The following is a 20,661-nucleotide window of genomic DNA, read 5'->3' as shown; positions in this document are numbered from 1 at the left end:
CGCGATAGGCTGAGCCGGAGGCGTGAGCAGCCACGGGTAGCTCCCCCTGGCCATCTGGCGATCGGGCGCGAACCGTTGCTGGTGTAGTCGGTCGGGGTCTATGATTGGTCTTACCGACCGGTCTTCGCTGCACGGCTGGGCAATCTTCGCGCGCAAGGTCGCGATCGACTTGGTGCGGTAGCCCGTGACACCTGACGCCGTGACAACTTTCGTGACGTCTTGTCGATTGGAGCCGGTAATTTTCTTCATCTTCAACTGCCTGTTTGTGGTGACAGCTGGCCCAGCAAGATGGTGATTTTATTTCGGCAGTTTCGCGGATCCAGAGAATCATGAAGAGTCTAAGCCAGATCGTTGAAGATGGTCGACGTCGCGAAGAAGCGACACACAGGGAGATTATGGCCGCAGGTGAATGGCTCACGGCCGAGCAGATTAACGCGCGTCAGAGTGCGCCTCCTGTTGACAAGAAGCAACCGGCTAGTGATTGGCAGAAAAGTCGCCGGATATTCGGCGTGGCCTTCGACGACAAGGAATACTTCGCGGGCTACCAGTTCGATTCCATGTGCCAGCCATTGCCGATCATTCAAGACCTTCTTGCTGTGTTTGGCGATCGATACGAGTCTTGGACAATCGCAGCCTGGTTTCATTTCCCAAACGGTTGGATCGCCGGCACGGGTGACCATGATGGCGAGCCGGTCGCGCCGATGGATGCACTTGACCGCCCAGAGGATGTCATCAGAGCGGTACAGTTCATGCACGGTGGCTACGTTGCCTGAGGGTTCGGATCAGCGCACAGTTGGCGCTCCGCCGCCTACACGGAGTTTGACCGATCAAGTCATCTCTTCGTGTAGGCAAACTACTGCGCGATTACGCGGAACACTGGCATCGAATTGATGAGTTGCTGTATGTGAAAGCGTGGCAGGCAAGGCCAGACGTGAAAGGAGTTCAATTTTGAATTGGTTTGTGGAAGCCCCGTGACGCAACCTTCTTGACATCCGTCCGTGTAGCCATGAGCCGTTGGTACGCCAAGTGCCGACTCACCCTCAATCTGCGGCGTCGGGCCTGAAAGGAAGTGTGGAAGCGGGCGTGTTCGTGCCGACAAAGTTATGGCATAAGCATGTAGTGCCGCCCGCTCAAATTCACGAATCGGCACGCATATCAACCACGCAGAACAATGGAGCGGCACACGAGAGTAGGGCGCTGGCATCGGCTCCCTGCGCTGCCAGCGTTGGCAACATGGGCCAACGCGATGACCCGCGAGCCAGTCCGACACGTTCATGGAACTCGCGCCCAAACGTCATGCCACCGATAAGTTTCGCTTCCTCGGCTCGAGACGATAACCACCATCGACGGGCGGGGGCGGACCTGGGCCCGTTGCCTTTCGAATCAGCGATCTCCATTTTCTGGCGATCTTGCTGGCGAAACGTTCTTGGACGCCGGGACGCCCGCGACCTTTTTTCCCAAACGGCAGGACAACGAAAGCTCGGCATGGTCGATCGGGGCAAATTCTCAAACGTGACCGGCTGGAACGCGACAGAAGTCAGCCAAGGTTCAGCTAAGCTGCGCGATCTCCTCTTCGAGAAGCGGCTACGAATCTGTCCAATTTGTCTCGAATCGGCGTACCACAGTGTCTGGCACCAGTTTCGAGGACTCCACATCTGCCCGATTCATTCATGCCAGTTGTTACCTACTTGCGCCTATTGCGGCGCAGGCACCTTGATCGTCAACGATTATTTCCGCCACAACGCGCGATGGGTGCGCTGCGTTTTCTGTGGCCAATATCTCGCGGGAGCCGCGCCGGATCTGAACGCTCACATCGACCTCAGAGATCAGTCGGGCACGCTTGCCGCTCACTTTGGAATGCTGGACAAATGGTGGAGGGACTATGCCAGTGTCCTCGGCCTGATTTCGGAACTCGAGCCGATAGAATCCCCAGACCGGAAGGCGGGCCGATATTCCGGGGAATACCTGATCGCCAGTTTGTTCGATATCCTTGCGCCAATGCCAGGGTATCCGGCGAATTCAAACGGCAGGTTGAATGTGTTTCAGTGGTGCGCGTCGGCCAATCGCCCTGGCGGCATGCGAGCGGACTACCATGTAAAAAGTTCGGCTTATAGGAACGCGCTTGGCAAGCTGCTCCGATGGGCCATCAGAGAGCCCGATCACGTACGACAGCTCCGGGACATCGGAAGGGCGCTCGAACAGCGCTGGGCGACGGACGTCACGCTTTATTCATCGCCCGTAGTAGCTGTCGGGTTAACCAGATACTGGTTTGAAGGACACAAGTGGGACATCTACCACGCAACCGATCCGCATCGCCATGCACTGCGGTCGGATGTGCCCCTGCCGAGCGCGTTACACCAGCCAGTCTTAAGACTAGAGATGCAGGCATTTACGAGCGCGATTTGCTCAGCGTTTCTCCACGACGTCCGCCGGGCAACCGAGCAGGGGAGGAGCCTGTCAAGCGAGCAATTGCGACAATCCGGGCCGGCCGCCGCCGGCGTGCGCAAACAGGAGGGCAAGCTGTTCAGCGGCCTGATTGTCTTTCCGGGCAATGACGACGTACCGCATTCGCCATTGCGGCGGTATCAGTTGGAGTGCCTCATTGGCGCGTCGTCGATACTCGATCGTTGCGCTTTGCCGAAGGGCGGTAACGGTTGAGCATGGCCCCGTCCGCTCTTGACGACTATGCAGACGGGAGGATTCGGTTACCAAGCGCTCGTCGCATTGCATCGGCTTTGACGCGCTCGTCGGCCAGTGCCTTGTCAAGCGCTTCTGCTCGACCTTTCCAATAACGGCACTGCTCGGACATCTGCTGCCTCAGGTTGTCCGTTTGCATACGCATATGGTTTTCCAGTCCCGCCACGCGCTGAACCGCGCCGGTCAATGCATCAAGGCGCTGCACCAGTTCCGCCGTCCGTTGGTCAGGCTCGGCGCGCTCCCGCTCGAGTTGCTGCGTGAGTTCCCGCACCTGCGCCTCCGCTGACATCGCGCGCACGCTAACGGTTGTGCATTCGGCTTCATATCTCGCCAGGCGAGCGTAGGCGTCGCGCAATGCCATCTCCGAGACCTCCACGCGCACGCGAAGGTCCATCATTTCGTCGCTTCGCTCATCAACTGGCAGCAGGCCGGGGCTGGCCGCCGGGGGTGGCGCGATCGGCTCCCCAGCCTCGCGCACATTACGCGACCGCGGCTCCGGCAATCCTGCCTCCCGAGCGCGACGGATAGCTTTTGACCAAGTCAGCCCCGACGGTCGCCGGCGAATCCCAACCGCTGATAGCATCCGTTCATAAAGCGTCTGGCCATACAACTGGCCAGTAGTGCGTGCAACGGCCGCGATAAACTGGTCGAGGAATTCGTTATTCTCGTGATGAGGTGCAGCCTCATTGGCGGACGTGGCTGCCGCAGCGATCGCGCGCCATTCGTCTGACGTAAAGGTAATGGCCGGCCGACCCATAGAGCGGTCCCTTGAACGAAACCTGGTTTACTATACAAACCCACCTGGGTTTGGGTGAGATCATCAAGTTTGTCCACGTAATTCGTGTCGAAACTCGCAGGTCGACGGCCTTCGCCGACGGAATTCATGTCGGAATTCGGGGTTGCGAACGAGCGACCCTCGACGCAATTCGTGTTGGAAATCGGACCCTGGAATTCCGTAACGATTTGTGAGGGATATCGGATACACATTACGTAGGCGGGCTCCCATATCAGCGAGGGAGTCGTTGAGCGGTTCCGCCGGTTGGTCGGGCCGGCGGCAACATTGGGTGTACTTTCAGATCACAACGGCATTATTGGGTGAACTTTTTGGCCGCGATCGGCAAGAGTGGGTGGACTTTAGTTGCAGCCCGCGAACGCGTCGTGCCGCGATGTACTGATTGCATCAGCCGCGCTCCAGTCTAGGCGGTGGTTGCGCGCTGGGAAGCCCTCGCGACGGTGGTTCGGACGCCTGTCACCGGTCGCCTGATGCGCACCGCGCGCTGCCAGCAGAATGTCACCCAATGTTGCCGAATGTCCAATTCGGCCGCCGGAGGCCCAAAATGGGTGACATTTAGTTCCTCGGACTCGGCGAGCTTTCATTTTCCAAACGATGACGATCCCGTCCTCCCACTTGCCCTTGTGAAATTGCCGTGCTAATTTTTCATGAAATTAACCGGCGAAAATTTCACGGGAGTCCGCATGTTCGTGCAGTCCGACCGTCACGTCGCAAGCTACTACGCCGGCACCTATCCGGCGCCGATCCCGCAGCGTCCCGAACTGGACGAGCGCATCGACGCCGACGTGCTGGTCGTCGGCGCGGGCTTCAGCGGGTTGCACACGGCGTTGCGCCTCGCGCTCTCGGGCAAGCGCGTGGTCGTGCTCGAGGCGAGCCGCGTCGCGTGGGCTGCGTCGGGCCGCAACGGCGGGCAGGCGCTGCTCGGCTGGTCGTGCGACATGCAGCCGCTCGAGGATTCGCTCGGCCGCGACGGCGCGCGCGTGCTGTGGGACAGCATGCGCTGGGCCGCGGCCGAAGTGCGCGAACTGCCCGCACGGCACGGCTTCGACATCGACTACCGCCCCGGCAGCCTGTGGGCCGCGGTGCGGCCGCGCCGCGTCGCAATGCTCGCGCAGGCCCGTGACGAAGCAGCGGAGCGCTGGGGCTACGACCGGCTGCGCGTGATCGGGCAGGACGAGATGCCCGAATGGATCGGCAGCACGCGTTATCTCGCCGCGCTCTACGATCCCGAGGCCGGTCATCTGAATCCGCTGAAGCTCGCGCTCGGTCTCGCGCAGACGATCGAACGGGCCGGCGGCCGCATCTTCGAGCAGAGCCGCGTGCTCGACTGTCGCGAGACGGCCGGCGGCCACGTCGCCCGCACCGCGCACGGCGAAGTGCGCGCGGACGTGCTGGTGCTCGCGTGCAACGCGTACGTCGACCGGCTCGATCCCGAGTTGTCGCGCCGGCTGCTGCCGGTCGGCACCTACCAGGTCGCGACCGCGCCGCTTGCGCCGGACGTCGCACGCTCGCTGCTGCCGCGGAACAGCTGCGTGATCGACAACCAGTTCGTGCCCGACTACTTCCGCCTGAGCCCCGACAACCGCCTGCTGTTCGGCGGCGGCTGCACGTATCTCGGCGGGATTCCAGCAGACATCGCGGCGGCGACGCGCCCGCACCTCGAACGCGTGTTCCCACAACTGGGCGGCGTGCCGCTCGACTACGTGTGGGGCGGCCACATCGACATCAGCATGCGACGCACGCCGGACATCGGCCGCCGCGGCCAGCGCTTCTGGCTGCAGGGCTTCTCGGGGCACGGCGTGCTGCCGACGCTCGCCGGCGCGCGCGCGGTCGCCGATGCCGTGCTCGGCGACGATCGCCTGCTCGCGCAGTACCAGCGCATCCGCAACCCGCGCTTCCCCGGCGGCGACCGCCTCGCCGCGCCGCTGGAAGCGATCGGCAAGGCCTGGTACCGTTTGCGCGATACCGTCTGACGCACCGGAAATCACCATGAACGAACAGGAAGAGATAGAAAGTCTGGCGATCCTGATCCGCGACCTGCGCAAGCATCGCAAGGTCACGCTCAACGATCTCGCGGAACGGATCGGCCGCTCGGTCGGCTTTCTGTCGCAGGTCGAACGCGGGCTGTCGCGCCCGACGGTCGCGGATCTCACCGCGATCGGCGAGGCGCTCGGCGTGCCGACCACATATTTCTACAGCCTGAGCAAGCCGCGCAGCGTGCCGTGGGTCACGCGGCCCGACGAGCGGCGCACCGTGTATTACGCGGCCGGCATCACGGACATCCTCGTGTCGCCGAACATGCGTTCGCGCTTCTCGATCCTCGAGAGCCATCTCGCGCCCGGCGCGAGCAGCGGCGAGCGCTCCGTCGACGACAGCGACGAGCAGGGCGGCTTCGTGCTCGAAGGCGAGCTGACGATCTGGATCGACGGCGACGACACACCCGTCACGCTCGGCCCGAACGACGCGTTCCAGCTTCCCGCGCACAAGCGGTTTCGTTACGCGAACCTGGGCGATGCGCCGGCGCGCGTGATCTGGGTGTTCACCTGAGTTGTCGGCGCGGAAGGCGGTTGAGCGGGAATCCGCGCCGGAATTGTTGTTTGCAGTCCTGATCTGCAAGCGGTGTGCGACGTCGTGCATGCCGCATGAATCCGGGTCGCCGTGAGGCGGCACCGCCCTACAAGACATGGAAAGGATGAGACATGGCTGACGTCGTTCCCGCGCTGGTCGATGAAGTCCGCGCATTCCGGCAGGCGCATCCCGAAATCCGCTATGTCGACCTGATCTGCCTCGACCTGCCCGGGCATTTCTACGGCAAGCGCTATCCGATCGATGCGCTCGAGAAGGTGGCCGCGGGCTTGTTGCTGAAGCTGCCGCAAAACTGCATCCTGCTCGGCACGCAGGGCGGGCTCTACAAGATTGGCGACTACTGCTTCAACGACGGCGATCCCGACGCCGTGCGCCGGCTGATCCCGGGCACGCTGAAGCCGGTGACCTGGGAGAAGCAGCCGCTGGGCCAGATGCTGATCACGACGGACGGCACCGACGCGCCGGTCGAGTTCGAGCCGCGCGAAGTGCTCGCGCGCGTGCTGCGGCGGCTCGCACGGCGCGGCATCCGGCCGGTCGTCGCATTCGAACTCGAGTTCTATCTGTTCGACGCGCAGCTTGAAGACGGCATGCCGAAGTATCCGCGCGACCGCCTGTCCGACGATCCCGACGATCAGCCGAACATGCATATCGAGCGGCTGTCGCGCTTCTCCGACGTGCTGCACGAGATGGTCGAGGCCGCGTGCGAGCAGGGCGTCGACGCGACGGTGATCACGGCGGAGCTCGGGCCCGGCCAGTTCGAGATCAATTTCGGGCACACCGACGACGCGCTGCGTGCGGCCGACTGGTCGGCGATGTTCTGCCGCAGCACGCGCGGCGTCGCGCTGAAGCACGGCTATCGCGCGAGTTTCATGGGCAAGCCGTACCTGCATGCGCCGGGCAGCGGGATGCATGTGCACGTGAGCCTGTACGACGACGCGGGGCGCAACCTGCTCGCGCTCGACAACCAGCGCCCGCTGCGGCACGCGGTGGCGGGTTGCCTCGCGCTGCTGCCGCACTGCATGCCGGTGTTCGCGCCGAACCACAATGCGTTCCGCCGCTACGGATCGATGGTGAACGCAGCGAGCCGCGCGAGCTGGGGTTTCGAGGATCGCGACGCGTGCCTCCGGATTCCGGAATCGGACGCGCGCAATCTGCGCATCGAGCATCGGCTCGCAAGCGCGGACGCGAATCCGTACCTGGTGCTCGCGGCGATCCTGACCGGGATGGAGCACGGGCTCGATGCCCGGCTCGAGCCGATCGCGCCACTCAACGACGATCGCGGCAGCGGGATCGATTTCCCGAAGGAGATGCTGTCGGCCGTCGCGGCGATGCAGGATCACGCGGCCGTGCGTGAAGGGCTCGGCAAAGAGTTCGTGATGGTGTATTGCGAGAACAAGCGGCAGGAGGAGCTGGATTTTCGCAACGAGATCGGCGCGCGGGAGTATCGGTGGTTTCTGTGATGGCGTGACGCGTGACCCCGCCGCGGGTCACGCGCAATCGGCATGGGTCGTCGCGATCGAATGCGCTCAATACGCGGACAGCGGGTTCCAGCGCTCGCCGTCTTTCACTTCGACGGCAGCCGCCGCGACCGGCGTCATGATCAGCAGTTCCGTCGGGCGTACCGACCAGACGACCGCGATCAGCGTCGAATCGTCGAGCGACGTTCCGTTCAGGTAGAGGCTCATGCCCTTGACGTCGGCCTTCATCACGCTCCAGTCGACTTTCTTCAGGCCGTCGATCGCGAGACGATAAAAGAAGTCGTAGTTGTCGTAAGCCGTTTGCGTGTCCGTGCCGGTGCTGAAGAACCAGCCATTCTCCTTGTTCTTGTACATGCACCAGCTTTGCGCCTGCTGCGCGAGCGTGCCGGTCGTGACGAGCCGCACGAGATTGCTTTTTGCGTCATCGACGGTCTTTGCTTGCCATGGCGTGAAGCCGCCTGCTGTCTTGACGTCCGCTGGCGTGCGGCCGGGTTTGCCCGCGCGGGCGTTGTCTTCACCACGATATGCGTATTGCATGTTGTGCCTCCGGTTCGATATCGGTCGGGATGGATGTGTCCGCGATGCGAGTGGACACGAGCACGATATCGGCGGCAAACCGGACGGGAAATGGACCGAAGGTATGGCGGGGCGTGACGGGGCGGACGGCACGGGACGATTGTCCGGGATACTGAGCGATGTTGAATCGCAGATACGCGCAGTACGGATTGGATCGACACTGCGGTCGAGATGACCGGCATGCGACCGAATGACGGGAATGGCGAAATCTGGCCATTCCCGCGCGAGGCGTGGTGTGCCGGCGCGGAGCCGGCAGCATGCTCACTCCCCGAGCTTCGCCGTCACGCAACCCGTGCTCGAGCATTCGCGCTCGCGTTCGCGCAGGAACGACAGGCGCGACTGCGTCGCGTCGATCGCGCACTGGAGGTTCACGAGGTAGCCGTCGTCGCGCGTTTCGCTGCAGCGGTCGTCGCGCTGCTTCATCCACGCGAGCTGGCCCGTCTTCAGCTTCGCTTGCTGGTCGCCGCTCAGCTGCTTGCGCACGCGGCCGTATTCGTCGTTCAGTTCGCGGTCGAGCTGCGAGAACTCGTTGCTGCTGCAGTACACCTGGTCGAACGCGCTGCGCGGTTTCCCGCAGCCGGCCGCGTGCGCGGCGAACGGAACGGCGAGCGCGAGCAGCGCGCAGGATACGAGCAGATTCTTCTTCTTCATGGTGATGCTCCTCTGGGTGAAAACCGTTGAAACCGACCGGCGCCAGCCTTTACCTGGCCGCCGTACACGCATCGATCCCGCTCGCGATCGCGGTGGACAAACGCTGGATCGTCTCGCGTTGCGCGAGCCGCTTTTCCTCGTCCGGATTGACGATCACGCCGGCCTCGACCAGCACGGCTGGAATCGGCGCGGTACGCAGCACGACGAGATCGTCGAAGCGATGAATGCCGAGTTGCGGATCGATCAGCGGGCGGTTCTCGCCCTTGATCGGCTGCGCGTGATAGAGCGACGGCCGTTCGCCGGCCCCGACCAGCCGCTCGGCGATCGACTTCGCGCAACGCAGGCTTTCCGCGTAGTGCGGATTGCGCTCCGACACGAACACGGCGAAACCGCGGAATTCGCGTTGCCGGCCGGCGTCGATGAACTGCTGCTGCATCGAATCGTGATGAATCGACACGAACAGGGTCGCGTCGGGCGCCTGCGTCGAGCGCTGGTCGAGCGCGATATCGCGACCGTCGGCCGATGTGCGCAGCACGCGATCGCCGTGTGCGGCGAGTTTCTCCGCGACGGCGCCGGACAGGTCGAGGTTGTACCGGTATTCGACGCGGCCGCTTGCGCCGGTGGCACCCGGATGGGCCGGCGTATGGCCGGTGTCGACGATGACGTAGCGGCCGGAGGCCGGCTGCGCGTCCGGGCTTGCGGCATCGGCCGCATGCAGCGCCAGCGGCGCGCCCAGCAACGGGGCGCACGCGAGCAGGCGCGCGGCGGCGCGCGCGAACGGGCGAAGGCGTCGAACGGTTCGGTTTGTCATTGTTGTTGTCAGGGAGGGCATACGGCGCGGCGAATGGCGCGCACCGTCGGCCTGCTCAATGCAGTCGGAATGTCGCGCGATTATAGCGGTTGCCGGCGGCGCCGCAATGACGAAATGAGCGCCGCCGTGCGCGCCTGAAACCGGCGCTCAGGCGAGCACGCGCCGGGCCGCGAGCATGCCCCAGTACGACGCTTCCTCGAACAGCGACAGCCCGGACAGGTCCGCATGCGCGAACACGACGGGGCCGTCGGCTTCGCGCAGCGCGAGCAGCCCCGGCCGGCTCAGGAAGCCGACGTCGGGCGTCGCCATTGCGTGGCCGCGCACGGTGATCTCGAGCGCGGTCGCATGCTTCCACAGCTCGCGTCCATACACGGCCTGCAGGTCGATCGCCGCCTGCTCGCGCAGCGCGTCGGGCGGTGCCTGCGCGAGCCAGCGGCGCGTGTCGTCCGGCGTGCGCGTGCTCAACGCCTGATAGGCGGAGAACACGGAACGCGTGGGCGGCGACATCCGGATCAGCTGGTGCGTCGACACGACATAGCCGAGCCCCGCGCCGTCGTAGACGACGTTGTCCCACGCGAGCGGCACGCCGGCTTCCTCGGCCGGCATCCCGTCGAGCAGGAAGTTGGACACGAGCCACGGCGCGCGCGGCGGCAGGTCGCGCGCGGGATCGAAGCCATATGCATGAAGCTGCGGAAACACGCGTGCCGCGACGAACAGCGGCATCGCGCTGACGACACGACGCGCCTTCAGCGTGAACGTCGACAGCGTGCCGTTGTCGGCGACGCGCGCACACAGCACGTCGACGCCGCCTTTGCGTTCGGTCGCGCGAACGGCGAAGCCGCCTCGCGACCACGCGTTCGAGCCGGTGCGCGCGGTGATCGACTCGCTCAGTTTCGTCACCATCCTGTGCAGCCCGTCGGGCCAGGTCAGCACCGCGCCGTCGCTCGCATCGCTCGCGTGGCCGCCACGCGACGAGAAATAGTGCAGGCCGGCCCACGCGGACACGTGCTCGTAGCCCGCCCCGTAGTCGTCGCGGCAGCAGTAGTTCAGGTACCAGTGCAGCGCGGTCGCGGTGTAGCCCTCGTCGAGCAGCCACTGTTTGAACGAGCGGCGGTCGAGCGCGCGCCAGCGCGGGTCGCGCGACGATTCCGCGATCGGGATGCAGAACACCTTGCGGCCGTCCGCGCCGCGCGCGGTGCGCAGGTTGTCCGTGTACGCGAAGAAGCGTGTTTGCTGCGCGAGCGCGAGCGCGTCGGCGTCGAGGCCGGCCGTCGGCACGATGCCGTCCTGCCACTGGCCGCCGATGAACAGTCGTTCATCGGGGGCGTGCACGAGCGCGCGTTCGTCGTACACCGGTTGCGCGGAGAACGGCGCCGATTCGATCACGCCGAGATCGGCGAGCATGTCGCGCAGGTGCGTGGATTCGAGCGAAGGCAGCGGCAGGTAATGCGCACCCTTCGGATAGCCGAACTCGCCGAAGCGGCCGCCGGCCGCATTGCCGCCGAATTCGGGGCCGGCGAGCACGACGAAGCGCGTGTGACCGGCGCGCGCGAGCTGCCATGCGCACGACAGGCCGGCCGCGCCGGCGCCGAGGATCGCGACGTCGGTCTCGATCGTGCCGGACGGCGGCGGCAGTGCCGCGTGGTCGCGCAGCGCATGGCCTTCGCGCATGCCGGGGTAGCCGACGCGCGGCGTCGTCTCGATCCAGCCGGTGCGGCCGCACGCGGCGAGCGACGCGGCAGCGGACGCGACGAGGAACGTGCGGCGATCCATCAGCGCAGCACGTGCTTCCAGTCGTCGTCGAAGCGGCGCACGAGCGGCTGGTCGTTGAGTTCGTTCGGCGACATCGGCAGCGCCGGCATGTCGGCCGGGAAGTGGAACATCTCGGCGGCCGTCTGCGCGTCCAGCCAGCGCGTCGGCACCGAGTAATGCGTCGGCACGGTGAAGTCGCGGCGCTTGCCGGCGATCACGAAACCCCAGTCGCCGAACGACGGCACGTAGCAGTGGTATGGCCAGGTGTTGAGCCCGGCTTCGTGCAGTGTCGCGATGATGGTCCAGTACGCGTGCGGCGCGAAGTACGGCGACGTCGACTGGATCACCGCGTAGCCGTTCTCCGACAGATGACGCGCGAGCAGCCGGAACACCGGCACCGAATACAGCCGGCCGAGCCCGAAGTTGGTCGGATCGGGGAAGTCGACGACGATCGCGTCGTACACGTCGGCGTTCGATTCGAGCCAGCGCACCGCGTCGTCGTTGATCACGTGCACGCGCGAGTCCTTCAGCGAACCCTGGTTCAGTTTCACGAGCGGCGCCGAGGTCGAGAACAGTTTCGTCATCGCGGGGTCGAGATCGACGAGCGTGATCCGTTCGAGGTTGCGGTGCTTGAGCAGTTCGCGCACCGCGAGGCCGTCGCCGCCGCCCAGCACGAGCACGCGCCTTGCCCACGGCAGCGCCTCGATCGTCGGATGGATCAGCGCCTCGTGATAGCGATGCTCGTCGCGCGACGAGAACTGCAGGTTGCCGTTCAGGTACAGCCGCATGTCGTCGTGCCACTGCGTGAGCACGATGCGCTGGTACGGCGTCGTTTCCGAATAGATCGTCTCGTCGCCGTACACGCCGTGCTCGGCCCAGTGCGTGATGCGGTCCGACAGCGCGAAGCCTGCGACGAGCAGCCCGATCACGAGCGACGCGCGCATCAGCTTGCCGCGCACGTTGCGGATCTCGTCGCGGAACAGGTGCGTGGTCCACAGCGCGACGAACGCGTTCAGCAGCCCGAACAGGAAGCTCGTGCGCAGCAGGCCGAGACGCGGCGCGAGCACGAGCGGGAAGATCAGCGATACGGCGAGCGAGCCGAGATAGTCGAAGGTCAGCACTTCGCTGACGGTATGGCGGAATGCCTGGCGGCGCTGCTGGAACGCACGCATCACGAGCGGGATCTCCATCCCGATCAGCATGCCGAGCGCGAGCACGAGCGCGTAGAGCGCCGCGCGGAACGGCGCGGCCAGCCACGCGAACACCGCGAACAGCAGCGCGGCCGACACGCCGCCGAGCAGGCCGACGAGCAGCTCGATGTCGACGAAGCGGTCGAGCACGTCGTCGTCCTCGACGAACTTCGCGAGCCACGAGCCGATCCCCATCGCGAACAGGTAGCAGCCGATCACCGACGAGAACTGCAGGATCGAATCGCCGAGCAGGTAGCTCGACAGCGCGCTGCTGATCAGTTCGTAGCCGAGCCCGCACGACGCGAGCACGAGGATCGACAGGACGAGCGCGCGCTTATGCAGCATGGCGCGTCCGTTGTGCAGTGTTCGTCAATGTGGATATACTGGCGCGGATTTTCGTGGGGCGGCCATTCGTGGGGCGGCCATTCGTGGGGCGGCCATTCGTGGGGCGGCGTTCCAGGGGCCGGCGAACCGAGCACAAGATCCGAGGAAAAGAATGAATAGTGCCTATCTTTATGCGGTTCATTTGCTGTCGGCGTTCGTGCTGCTTTTTGTGTTCGCGGCAGTGTACCTGAAGGTCACGCCGTTCGACGAACTGGCACTGATCCGCGACGGTAACGCGGCCGCGACGCTGTCGTTCGGCGGCGCGCTGGTCGGTTTCTGCCTGACGCTCGCGTCCAGCATCGCGCACAATTCGACGCTCGGCGAAGTCGTGCTGTGGGCCGTCGGCGCGATGGCCGTGCAGCTCGTCACCTATGCGGTGCTGACCCGCCTGATTTCCGGCATGAATCATGCGATCGAGGATCGCAACGTCGCGATGGGCGGCCTGATGGGCACCGCGTCGCTCGTCGTCGGCATCATCAATGCCGCCTGCCTGACCTGACGCGCCACGCGCTCGAGGAGACCGACATGAGTCTGGGTTCGTTTATCCGCAAGCAGTTCATCGACGTCCTGCAATGGACGGAAGACACCGACGGCGTGCTGGCCTGGCGCTATCCGATGGAAGACCAGGAGATCCAGTACGGCGGCAAGCTGACCGTGCGCGAAACGCAGGTCGCGATCTTCGTGAACGAAGGCAAGGTCGCCGACGTGTTCCAGCCCGGGTTGTACACGCTGGAAACGAACACGCTGCCGGTACTCACGTACCTGAAGAACTGGGACAAACTCTTTCAGTCGCCTTTCAAGTCGGACGTCTACTTCTTCAGTACGCGGCTTCAGCTCGGCCGGCGCTGGGGCACCGCGCAGCCGGTGACGATCCGCGATCGCGAATTCGGCTTCGTGCAGCTGCGCGCGTTCGGCATCTACTCGTACCGGATCGTCGATGCGGCCGCGTTCCACCGCGAGGTGAGCGGCACGCGCGGGCAGTACACGGTCGACGATCTCGAGCAGCAACTGCGCAACCTGGTCGTCACCGCGATGAGCACGACGTTCGGTTCCGCCGACGTGCCGTTCGTCGACATGGCCGCGAACCAGACGCTGCTGTCGCAACGCGTCGCCGAGGCGCTGGTGCCGGTATTCACGCGCTACGGCCTCGCGCTCGATGCGTTCGCGGTCGAAAGCGTGTCGTTGCCGGCAGAACTGCAGAAGGCGCTCGACCTGCGGATCGGCGCGGGAATGGCCGGCGATCTCGCCCGCGCGACGCAATACCAGACCGCGCAGGCGATTCCGCTCGCCGCGCAGAACCCGGGCGGCATCGCGGGTGTCGGCGCGGGACTCGCGGCTGGCGCTGTGATCGGGCAGGCGATGGCCGGCCAGATCGCGGGCGCCGCGCAACCGGCGCCGGCCGCACCGCCCGCGCCCGTCGCGGCACCGGTTGCCGCCGCGCAGCCGGCCGCACCGGCCGACGGGACCGATTACGTGCAACGCCTCGAACAGCTGAAGGCGCTGCTCGACAAGGGGCTCGTGACCGAAGAGGACTATTCGCGCGCGAAGGCGGACATCCTCGCGAAGCTCACCCGGTAAGCGTCGCGCATGTTCAGTACTTCGTGCCCCCAGTGTGGCGCGCCGGTCGAGTTTCGCTCGGCGGCGGCGGTGATGGCCGTGTGCGCGTTCTGTCGCAGCACGCTGCTCAAGCACGGTGCCGACGTCGAACGCATCGGCGAGCTGGCCGCGGTGCTCGACGACGCATCGCCGATCCAGATCGGCACGGCCGGGCGCTACGGCAAGCGCACGTTCACGGTGCTCGGCCGGATCCAGATGACCTACGACGCCGGCGCGTGGAGCGAGTGGTACGTCGTGTTCGACGACGGCGCGTTCGGCTGGCTGTCGGATGCGTCGGGCCAGTACGCGGTTACGGTGCGTGAGCCCGACGATGCGTCCGGCGGCGCGTGGCCCGCGTTCGGCACGCTCGAACCGGGCATGCGGATCGATCACGGCGGCCGCGCGTATCTCGTGTCCGACGTGCGCACCGCGCGCTGCACGGGCGGCGACGGCGAGTTGCCGTTCCGGGTCGATGCGGGCTGGGAAGCGCGTGTCGTCGACCTGCGCACCGGCAACGCATTCGCGACCTACGATTATTCCGACGCCGATGCGAACGGCGGGAGTCCCGCCGTCTATACGGGCGAGGCACTGGAATTCGACGCGCTCGCGTTCACGGGACTGCGCGATACCGACAACGATACGCGGGAGAAACCGGGCGCGCAGATGGTGCCGTTCGCGTGCCCGAGCTGCGGCGCGCCGCTGACGTATGCGCCGAACCTGGCCGACTACGTCGTGTGCGGCAGCTGTCACGCGGGCGTGCAGTGCACGGCCGAGCAGCAGACCGTGTTCGCCGCGCAGCGCAAGCTCGATGCGGTGAAGGGCGCGCTGGAACTCGGTGCGACCGGCACGTTCGACGGCGTGAAGTACACGGTGATCGGCATGATGCGTTGCCGCGTGCCGGGCGACGACGAGACGTGGGACGAATACCTGCTGCTGAACCCGAAGCGCGGCTTCCTGTGGCTCGTGCAGAGCGAAGGGCGCTGGGAGCGCGTGCAGGTGCTCGATCACTGGCCGACGATCGGCGGCGAGTCCGACGTGACCGAAGGCGACAAGACTTATCGACTGCGCGAGACGTACGAGTCGGAAGTCGTGTACGTGGTCGGCGCGTTCAACTGGCGTGTGCAGGTTGGCGACCTCACGTCGATCGTCGACTACGGCTGGCAGAAGGACAAGCTCACGCGTGAGCGCAGCGCTGCTGAAATCGTCTGGTCGTGGGCGCGCCCGTTGTCGGCCAGCGCACTCGCCGAACGCTTCGCGACTCCTGCGCTCGCGACGACGGCGGTTGCGGTCGCAACGAGTTCGGCCGGGAAGTCGTCGGGCCTGTTCGACGCGAAGTACCCGCACAGTTTCGCGCCGCTGCCGATCGTGTTCAGCGCGATGCTCGTGATCTTCAACCTGGGCGCGCTGTTCTCGTTCAGCAGCCGCTCCGTCTACGTGCTGATCGGCCTGCTCGTGCTGTGGCTGCCTGAATGGCTGTGGAAAGGCTTCGCATCGGATGGGGGCAATTCTTGATGCGTCACATCCTCTACGGACTCTACGGGTTGATCGTCGTCACATTGTTCAGCTGCACGTCGCTCGGCGGCGGCGGGTCGGGTGGCGGCGGGTGGGGCAGTTCGTCGGCGCGCAGCGGCTACTCGTCGTACGGGTCGCACAAATGACGGCGCGCGACAGTATCGCCGCGCCGCGTGCGACGCTCGGCTCGCACGTGCTGGCCGATCTCGCCGGCATCGATGCGGCGCTGCTGCGCGACGCAGTGCGGCTCGAGACGATTCTCACGGACGCCGCGCAGCAGGCCGGCGCGCGCGTGATCGGCGCGCATTTCCATCATTTCGGCGGCGAGCATGGCGTGACGGGCGTCGTGCTGCTCGCGGAATCGCACATCACGATTCATACGTGGCCCGAGCATGGCTTCGCCGCTGTCGACGCATTCATGTGCGGCGCCGCGCGCGCGGTCGATGCGGTCGATGCGATCGCCGTCGCGCTCGGCACGCACGCGCAGGTCCGGCAGCAGGTGGCGCGCGGCGTCGCGTGAGCGACGCTCAGCGCGGCAGCGCCTCGGCTTCGGCCCAGCGCTTGAACGAGTCGAGCCGCCGGCGCGTCTGCACGAGATAGAACGCGCCGATCAGCGGTTCGAGCAGCCAGCGCAGCCATGCCGGCTGCGCACGGAAGTGGTACGTGAACTTCACTTCGGTCGTGCCCGGGGTGCGCTCGGTGAAATTCCAGCTGCCGCTGAAGCGTTCGAGCACCTTCGGCCCGTCGACCATTTCGACGGCCGCGACCTGCGGCGGACGGTACGAGATGTAGCGCGACACCATCGTCGCGCCCGACTGGCTGCGGCAGAACGCATCGACGCCGACGTCGGCCGTCATCCCGTCGAGCAGATAGGCGTCGGCGAGGAAGCTGTCCCACACGAGCCGCCGCGCGTAGTCCTGCGACCACGTGAAGAGGCGTCTGCGATCGACGCCGATGGTCCGGCTGACTGAGATCCTCATGATGATGGGCGCAACGGCGCAAATCAGGATGAAATCGAGTGTAACCCGCCGGCGCCGCGCATTTCTTCAGACATCGTCAAGTCCGTCAAGTCGAGCGCCTGCTCGATTGACCTTCTTCGGGAATTCCCCTGCGATCGATTCCATGCCTTCGGGACAGACCCGAAGCGTTTCAATCTCTTGAGGGAGCCTCATGAGTACGCAACAGAACCGGCGCTTCGACGCGCTCGTTTTCATTGGTCGTTTCCAGCCTCCGCATCGTGGTCACCTGAACGTGCTGAAGTCGGCACTGAGCCGGGCCGAGCGCGTGTGCGTGCTGATCGGGTCGACCGACAAGCCCCGCACCATCAAGGATCCGTTCTCGTTCGACGAGCGCCGCCAGATGCTGGCTTCGCTGCTCGATGCGTCCGAGCGCGAGCGCGTGACGGTCGCGCCCGTGCAGGATTCGACGTACAACGACGGCGACTGGGTACGCTGGGTGCAGGATGCCGTGGCTGATGCGCTCGGCGACGTCGCGCAGCGCAAGGTCGGGCTGATCGGCCACGAGAAGGACGCCACGTCGTATTACCTGCGGATGTTCCCGCAATGGGAGCTCGTCGACGTCGATGCGACCGAAGACATTTCCGCAACCGAAATCCGCGACCAGTATTTCGCCGAACGCACCAACAGCTTCGTGCAATGGGCCGTGCCGGAACCCGTGTTCGGCTGGCTCGAACGCTTCCGCACGCAGCCGGAATTCGCGCAGCTGAAGGCCGAGGCCGAATTCATCGCAGGCTATCGCAAGGCGTGGTCGGCCGCACCGTATCCGGTCACGTTCGTGACGGTCGACGCGGTGGTCGTGCATTCGGGCCATATCCTGCTCGTGCGCCGGCGCAGCGAACCGGGCCGCGGCCTGTGGGCGCTGCCGGGCGGGTTCGTGAACCAGGACGAACGGCTCGACGCGGCGTGCATCCGCGAACTGCGCGAGGAGACCGGCCTGAAGCTGCCGGAGCCCGTGCTGCGCGGCTCGATCAAGGATCGCCAGGTGTTCGATCATCCGACCCGCTCGCTGCGCGGGCGCACGATCACGCATGCGTGCCTGTTCAACTTCCCGACCGGCGAGCTGCCGCGCGTGAAGGGCAGCGACGACGCCGACAAGGCGCGCTGGGTGCCGCTCAACGAATTCGCGCAGATGCGCAACGTGATGTTCGAGGATCACTTCGAGATCGCGTATCACTTCCTGGGGAAACTGTGATCCGCTGATTCCCCGGATTCCGTCCGCCGCGACAGACGCGGCGGCACTTCAACGGCCTAGAGGAGCTCTAGCCATGCAAAACGATCCCGGCGGCTTTGCCGCGGTTCTCGCCAACCCGATCCTCAACACGGATTCGTACAAGGCTTCCCACTTCCTGCAATATCCGCCCGACGCGCAGGCGATGTTCTCGTACGTCGAATCGCGCGGCGGCCGCTACGACCGCACGCTGTTCTTCGGCCTGCAGATGCTGCTGAAGGAATATCTGTGCCGGCCGATCACGCACGCGATGATCGACGACGCACGGGATTTCTTCGCGGTGCACGGCGAGCCGTTCAACGAGGATGGGTGGCGCCATATCGTCGAGCACTACGACGGCTACCTGCCCGTGAGGATTCGCGCGGTGCCTGAAGGGTCGATCGTGCCCGTGCACAACGTGCTGATGACCGTCGAATGCGACGACCCGAAGGTGTTCTGGCTCGCGTCGTATCTCGAGACGATGCTGTTGCGCGTGTGGTACCCGGTGACGGTCGCGACGCGCAGCTGGTACCTGCGGCAGACGATCCGCCGCTTTCTCGAGAAGACCGACGACGATCTCGCGCAGTTGCCGTTCAAGCTGCACGATTTCGGCGCGCGCGGCGTATCGAGTGCGGAATCGGCCGCGATCGGCGGTGCGGCGCACCTCGTGAGCTTCATGGGTTCGGACACGGTGCTCGGCGTGCTGGCCGCGAACCGCTTCTATCGCGAGCCGATGGCCGCCTATTCGGTGCCGGCGGCCGAGCACAGCACGATCACGTCGTGGGGGTGTGAGCACGAAGCCGATGCATACAGGAACATGATCAGCCGCTTCGGTTTGCCCGGTGCGATCGTGTCGGTCGTGTCGGACTCCTACGATCTGTTCGCCGCGCTGGAGATATGGGGCGGCCCGCTGCGCCAGGCGGTGATCGATTCGGGCGCGACGCTCGTCGTGCGCCCTGATTCGGGCGACCCGGTGACGATCGTGCTGCAGACCGTGCGCGCGCTCGACGCGTCGTTCGGCTCGACCGTGAACGGCAAGGGGCGACGCGTGCTGAACCGCGTGCGCGTGATCCAGGGCGACGGCGTCGACGAGCAGTCGATCGGGGCGATCCTCGCCGCGCTCGACGACGCCGGTTATGCGGCCGGCAACGTCGTGTTCGGGATGGGCGGCGCGCTGCTGCAGCAGGTGAATCGCGATACGCAGCGCTTCGCGATGAAGTGCTCGGCGATCCGGCGCGGTGGCGTGTGGCACGACGTGCGCAAGGATCCTGTCACGGATCAGGGCAAGCGTTCGAAGCAGGGCCGGCTTACGTTGCTGCGCAATCGCCGCACGGGCGAGTACCGGACGGTGACGCTGCCGGTCGCGTGGGACGATCGTGTGCTGGAGGGCGAGTGGGAGGATGCGCTCGAAACGGTGTTCGATACCGGGCGGATGCTGGTCGATACGACATTCGCCGAGGTGCGGGCGAGGGCGCACGCGGCGGAGGTGTGAGGGCGGCGGCGGGGCGGTCGTTCGCCCCGCCGCCTTCGACGCTCATCGTTCGTCGGCCAGTGTGCGGCCGCTTCGCTCCGCCGCCCGCGCCGCTTCCATCGCCCGCGCAAGCGCATCGAACACCGCCGGCCCCTTGCAGCGCGACACGTTGAAGCGCATGAACGACGTCGCGCTGTGCGATGCGCTGAACACGTCGCCGGGCGCGAGCACGACATCATGGTCGAGCGCATGGCGTGCCACGCGCGCGGCATCGAGCCCGTCGGGCAGCTCCGCCCACACGAACAGGCCGCCGCGCGGTTCCGTCCAGATCGCGAGCCCGGCGCGCGCGAGCCGCCGGATCGTTTCGCCCATCGCATCGGCCAGCTGCGCACGCAGGCTGTCGAGATGGCGCCGGTAGGTGCCGTCGACCAGCAGCCGGTGCACGACGTTCGCGCCGATCTGCGCATTGCCGAACGACGTCGCGAGCTTCAGGTCGACGAGCGCGTCGATCCATTCGGGGCGCGCGGCGACATAGCCGCAGCGGATCGCGGCCGACAGCGTCTTCGAGAAGCTGCCGATCGACACGACGCGCGACAGCCCATCGAACGCCGCGAGGCGCGGCGCGGGCGTGCTCTCGAAATCCGCGAAGATATCGTCCTCGACGATCAGCAGGCCGTGCTCGGCCGCCAGCGTCAGCAACCGGTGCGCGACGGGCGGCGCGAGCGTCGCGCCGGTCGGGTTGTGCAGCGCCGCGTTGGTGATGTAGAGGCGCGGCCGGTGTTCGGCGAGCACCTGTTCGAAGCGCGCGAGATCGGGACCGTTCGGCGTGTACGGCACGCTGACGATCCGCGCGCGATGCGCGCGCAGCAGCGCCTGGAAGTTGAAGTAGCACGGGTCGTCGAGCACGACGGTGTCGCCCGGCTCCAGCAGCAGCCGGC

At 65.7% G+C, this 20,661-nt stretch carries 20 protein-coding genes; 12 read left to right on the top strand and 8 right to left on the bottom strand.

Going from position 1 to position 20,661, the window contains the following annotated elements:
- The first annotated feature begins 329 nt into the window (after positions 1-329).
- Positions 330-773 carry a hypothetical protein gene (locus tag DIE23_RS36870; RefSeq protein ID WP_124617561.1) on the top strand — a complete coding sequence of 148 codons (444 nt, stop codon included), beginning with the start codon at positions 330-332 and terminating at the stop codon, positions 771-773.
- Positions 774-1,485: 712 nt separating this feature from the next.
- The gene (locus DIE23_RS36865) at positions 1,486-2,658 is read left to right on the top strand and encodes a hypothetical protein (RefSeq protein ID WP_409364275.1); all 1,173 of its coding nucleotides are present in this window, start codon (positions 1,486-1,488) and stop codon (positions 2,656-2,658) included.
- Between the two features lie 25 nt (positions 2,659-2,683).
- Here the strand turns inward: DIE23_RS36865 and DIE23_RS36860 are convergent, their stop codons facing one another.
- The gene (locus DIE23_RS36860; RefSeq protein ID WP_124617557.1) at positions 2,684-3,454 is read right to left on the bottom strand and encodes a hypothetical protein; all 771 of its coding nucleotides are present in this window, start codon (positions 3,452-3,454) and stop codon (positions 2,684-2,686) included.
- A 719-nt stretch (positions 3,455-4,173) separates the two neighbouring features.
- On the opposite strand from DIE23_RS36860, the gene DIE23_RS36855 reads away from it, so the two are divergent.
- The 3 genes from DIE23_RS36855 (at position 4,174) to DIE23_RS36845 (ending at position 7,536) form a co-directional block, all read left to right on the top strand.
- Positions 4,174-5,463, top strand: a complete 1,290-nt coding sequence (locus DIE23_RS36855; protein ID WP_124617555.1) for an FAD-binding oxidoreductase — start codon at positions 4,174-4,176, stop codon at positions 5,461-5,463.
- A 16-nt stretch (positions 5,464-5,479) separates the two neighbouring features.
- Entirely contained in the window at positions 5,480-6,037 is a 558-nt protein-coding gene (locus DIE23_RS36850) for a helix-turn-helix domain-containing protein (protein ID WP_044847929.1), read from the top strand.
- Positions 6,038-6,189: 152 nt separating this feature from the next.
- The gene (locus DIE23_RS36845) at positions 6,190-7,536 is read left to right on the top strand and encodes a glutamine synthetase family protein (protein WP_124617553.1); all 1,347 of its coding nucleotides are present in this window, start codon (positions 6,190-6,192) and stop codon (positions 7,534-7,536) included.
- Between the two features lie 66 nt (positions 7,537-7,602).
- Here the strand turns inward: DIE23_RS36845 and DIE23_RS36840 are convergent, their stop codons facing one another.
- The 5 genes from DIE23_RS36840 to DIE23_RS36820 form a co-directional block, all read right to left on the bottom strand.
- Positions 7,603-8,091, bottom strand: coding sequence for a hypothetical protein (locus DIE23_RS36840; RefSeq protein WP_124617551.1), 489 nt, complete (start codon positions 8,089-8,091; stop codon positions 7,603-7,605).
- 300 nt (positions 8,092-8,391) lie between these two features.
- Entirely contained in the window at positions 8,392-8,781 is a 390-nt protein-coding gene (locus DIE23_RS36835; RefSeq protein ID WP_069227367.1) for a lysozyme inhibitor LprI family protein, read from the bottom strand.
- Between the two features lie 49 nt (positions 8,782-8,830).
- Positions 8,831-9,592, bottom strand: a complete 762-nt coding sequence (locus tag DIE23_RS36830; RefSeq protein WP_124617549.1) for an N-acetylmuramoyl-L-alanine amidase — start codon at positions 9,590-9,592, stop codon at positions 8,831-8,833.
- 147 nt (positions 9,593-9,739) lie between these two features.
- Positions 9,740-11,365 carry an FAD-dependent oxidoreductase gene (locus tag DIE23_RS36825; protein WP_124617547.1) on the bottom strand — a complete coding sequence of 542 codons (1,626 nt, stop codon included), beginning with the start codon at positions 11,363-11,365 and terminating at the stop codon, positions 9,740-9,742.
- The gene (locus DIE23_RS36820; protein ID WP_124617545.1) at positions 11,365-12,879 is read right to left on the bottom strand and encodes a polyamine aminopropyltransferase; all 1,515 of its coding nucleotides are present in this window, start codon (positions 12,877-12,879) and stop codon (positions 11,365-11,367) included. The genes DIE23_RS36825 and DIE23_RS36820 overlap by 1 nt, the downstream gene beginning before the upstream one ends.
- A 151-nt stretch (positions 12,880-13,030) precedes the next feature.
- Here DIE23_RS36820 and DIE23_RS36815 point away from each other — a divergent pair, with 151 nt between their 5' ends.
- Genes DIE23_RS36815 through speD form a run of 5 tightly spaced genes read left to right on the top strand, consistent with a single transcriptional unit; the run spans position 13,031 to position 16,546 of the window.
- A complete protein-coding gene (locus DIE23_RS36815; RefSeq protein WP_121857043.1) occupies positions 13,031-13,417 on the top strand; it encodes a DUF350 domain-containing protein in 387 nt (128 codons plus the stop codon).
- Positions 13,418-13,443: 26 nt separating this feature from the next.
- Positions 13,444-14,496, top strand: coding sequence for an SPFH domain-containing protein (locus DIE23_RS36810; protein WP_124617543.1), 1,053 nt, complete (start codon positions 13,444-13,446; stop codon positions 14,494-14,496).
- 9 nt (positions 14,497-14,505) lie between these two features.
- Complete coding sequence (locus DIE23_RS36805; RefSeq protein ID WP_124617541.1) at positions 14,506-16,026, top strand: DUF4178 domain-containing protein; 1,521 nt, start codon at positions 14,506-14,508, stop codon at positions 16,024-16,026.
- Positions 16,026-16,172, top strand: a complete 147-nt coding sequence (locus tag DIE23_RS39820; protein WP_185646605.1) for a hypothetical protein — start codon at positions 16,026-16,028, stop codon at positions 16,170-16,172. The genes DIE23_RS36805 and DIE23_RS39820 overlap by 1 nt, the downstream gene beginning before the upstream one ends.
- Positions 16,169-16,546, top strand: coding sequence for an adenosylmethionine decarboxylase (gene speD, locus DIE23_RS36800; protein ID WP_124617539.1), 378 nt, complete (start codon positions 16,169-16,171; stop codon positions 16,544-16,546). The genes DIE23_RS39820 and speD overlap by 4 nt, the downstream gene beginning before the upstream one ends.
- A gap of 7 nt (positions 16,547-16,553) precedes the next feature.
- On the opposite strand, the gene DIE23_RS36795 is transcribed toward speD, so the two are convergent.
- Positions 16,554-17,006 (bottom strand): type II toxin-antitoxin system RatA family toxin, encoded by a 453-nt coding sequence (locus DIE23_RS36795; RefSeq protein ID WP_124617537.1) that lies wholly within the window; start codon positions 17,004-17,006, stop codon positions 16,554-16,556.
- A gap of 190 nt (positions 17,007-17,196) precedes the next feature.
- Here DIE23_RS36795 and DIE23_RS36790 point away from each other — a divergent pair, with 190 nt between their 5' ends.
- Together DIE23_RS36790 and DIE23_RS36785 are read left to right on the top strand one after the other, a co-directional pair.
- On the top strand, positions 17,197-18,237 hold the full coding sequence (locus DIE23_RS36790; RefSeq protein WP_124617535.1) for a bifunctional nicotinamide-nucleotide adenylyltransferase/Nudix hydroxylase: 1,041 nt from the start codon (positions 17,197-17,199) through the stop codon (positions 18,235-18,237).
- Between the two features lie 73 nt (positions 18,238-18,310).
- Entirely contained in the window at positions 18,311-19,744 is a 1,434-nt protein-coding gene (locus DIE23_RS36785; protein WP_124617533.1) for a nicotinate phosphoribosyltransferase, read from the top strand.
- Positions 19,745-19,786: 42 nt separating this feature from the next.
- Here the strand turns inward: DIE23_RS36785 and DIE23_RS36780 are convergent.
- Positions 19,787-20,661: PLP-dependent aminotransferase family protein (locus DIE23_RS36780; protein WP_148093486.1), on the bottom strand; the 875-nt coding region annotated here is incomplete at its 5' end.

Origin of the sequence: Burkholderia sp. Bp9143 (genome assembly GCF_003853645.1) — a bacterium.
Lineage (GTDB): Bacteria > Pseudomonadota > Gammaproteobacteria > Burkholderiales > Burkholderiaceae > Burkholderia.
Note: the sequence above shows the minus strand (reverse complement) of the source record. Positions and strands in the feature narration are given on the sequence as shown.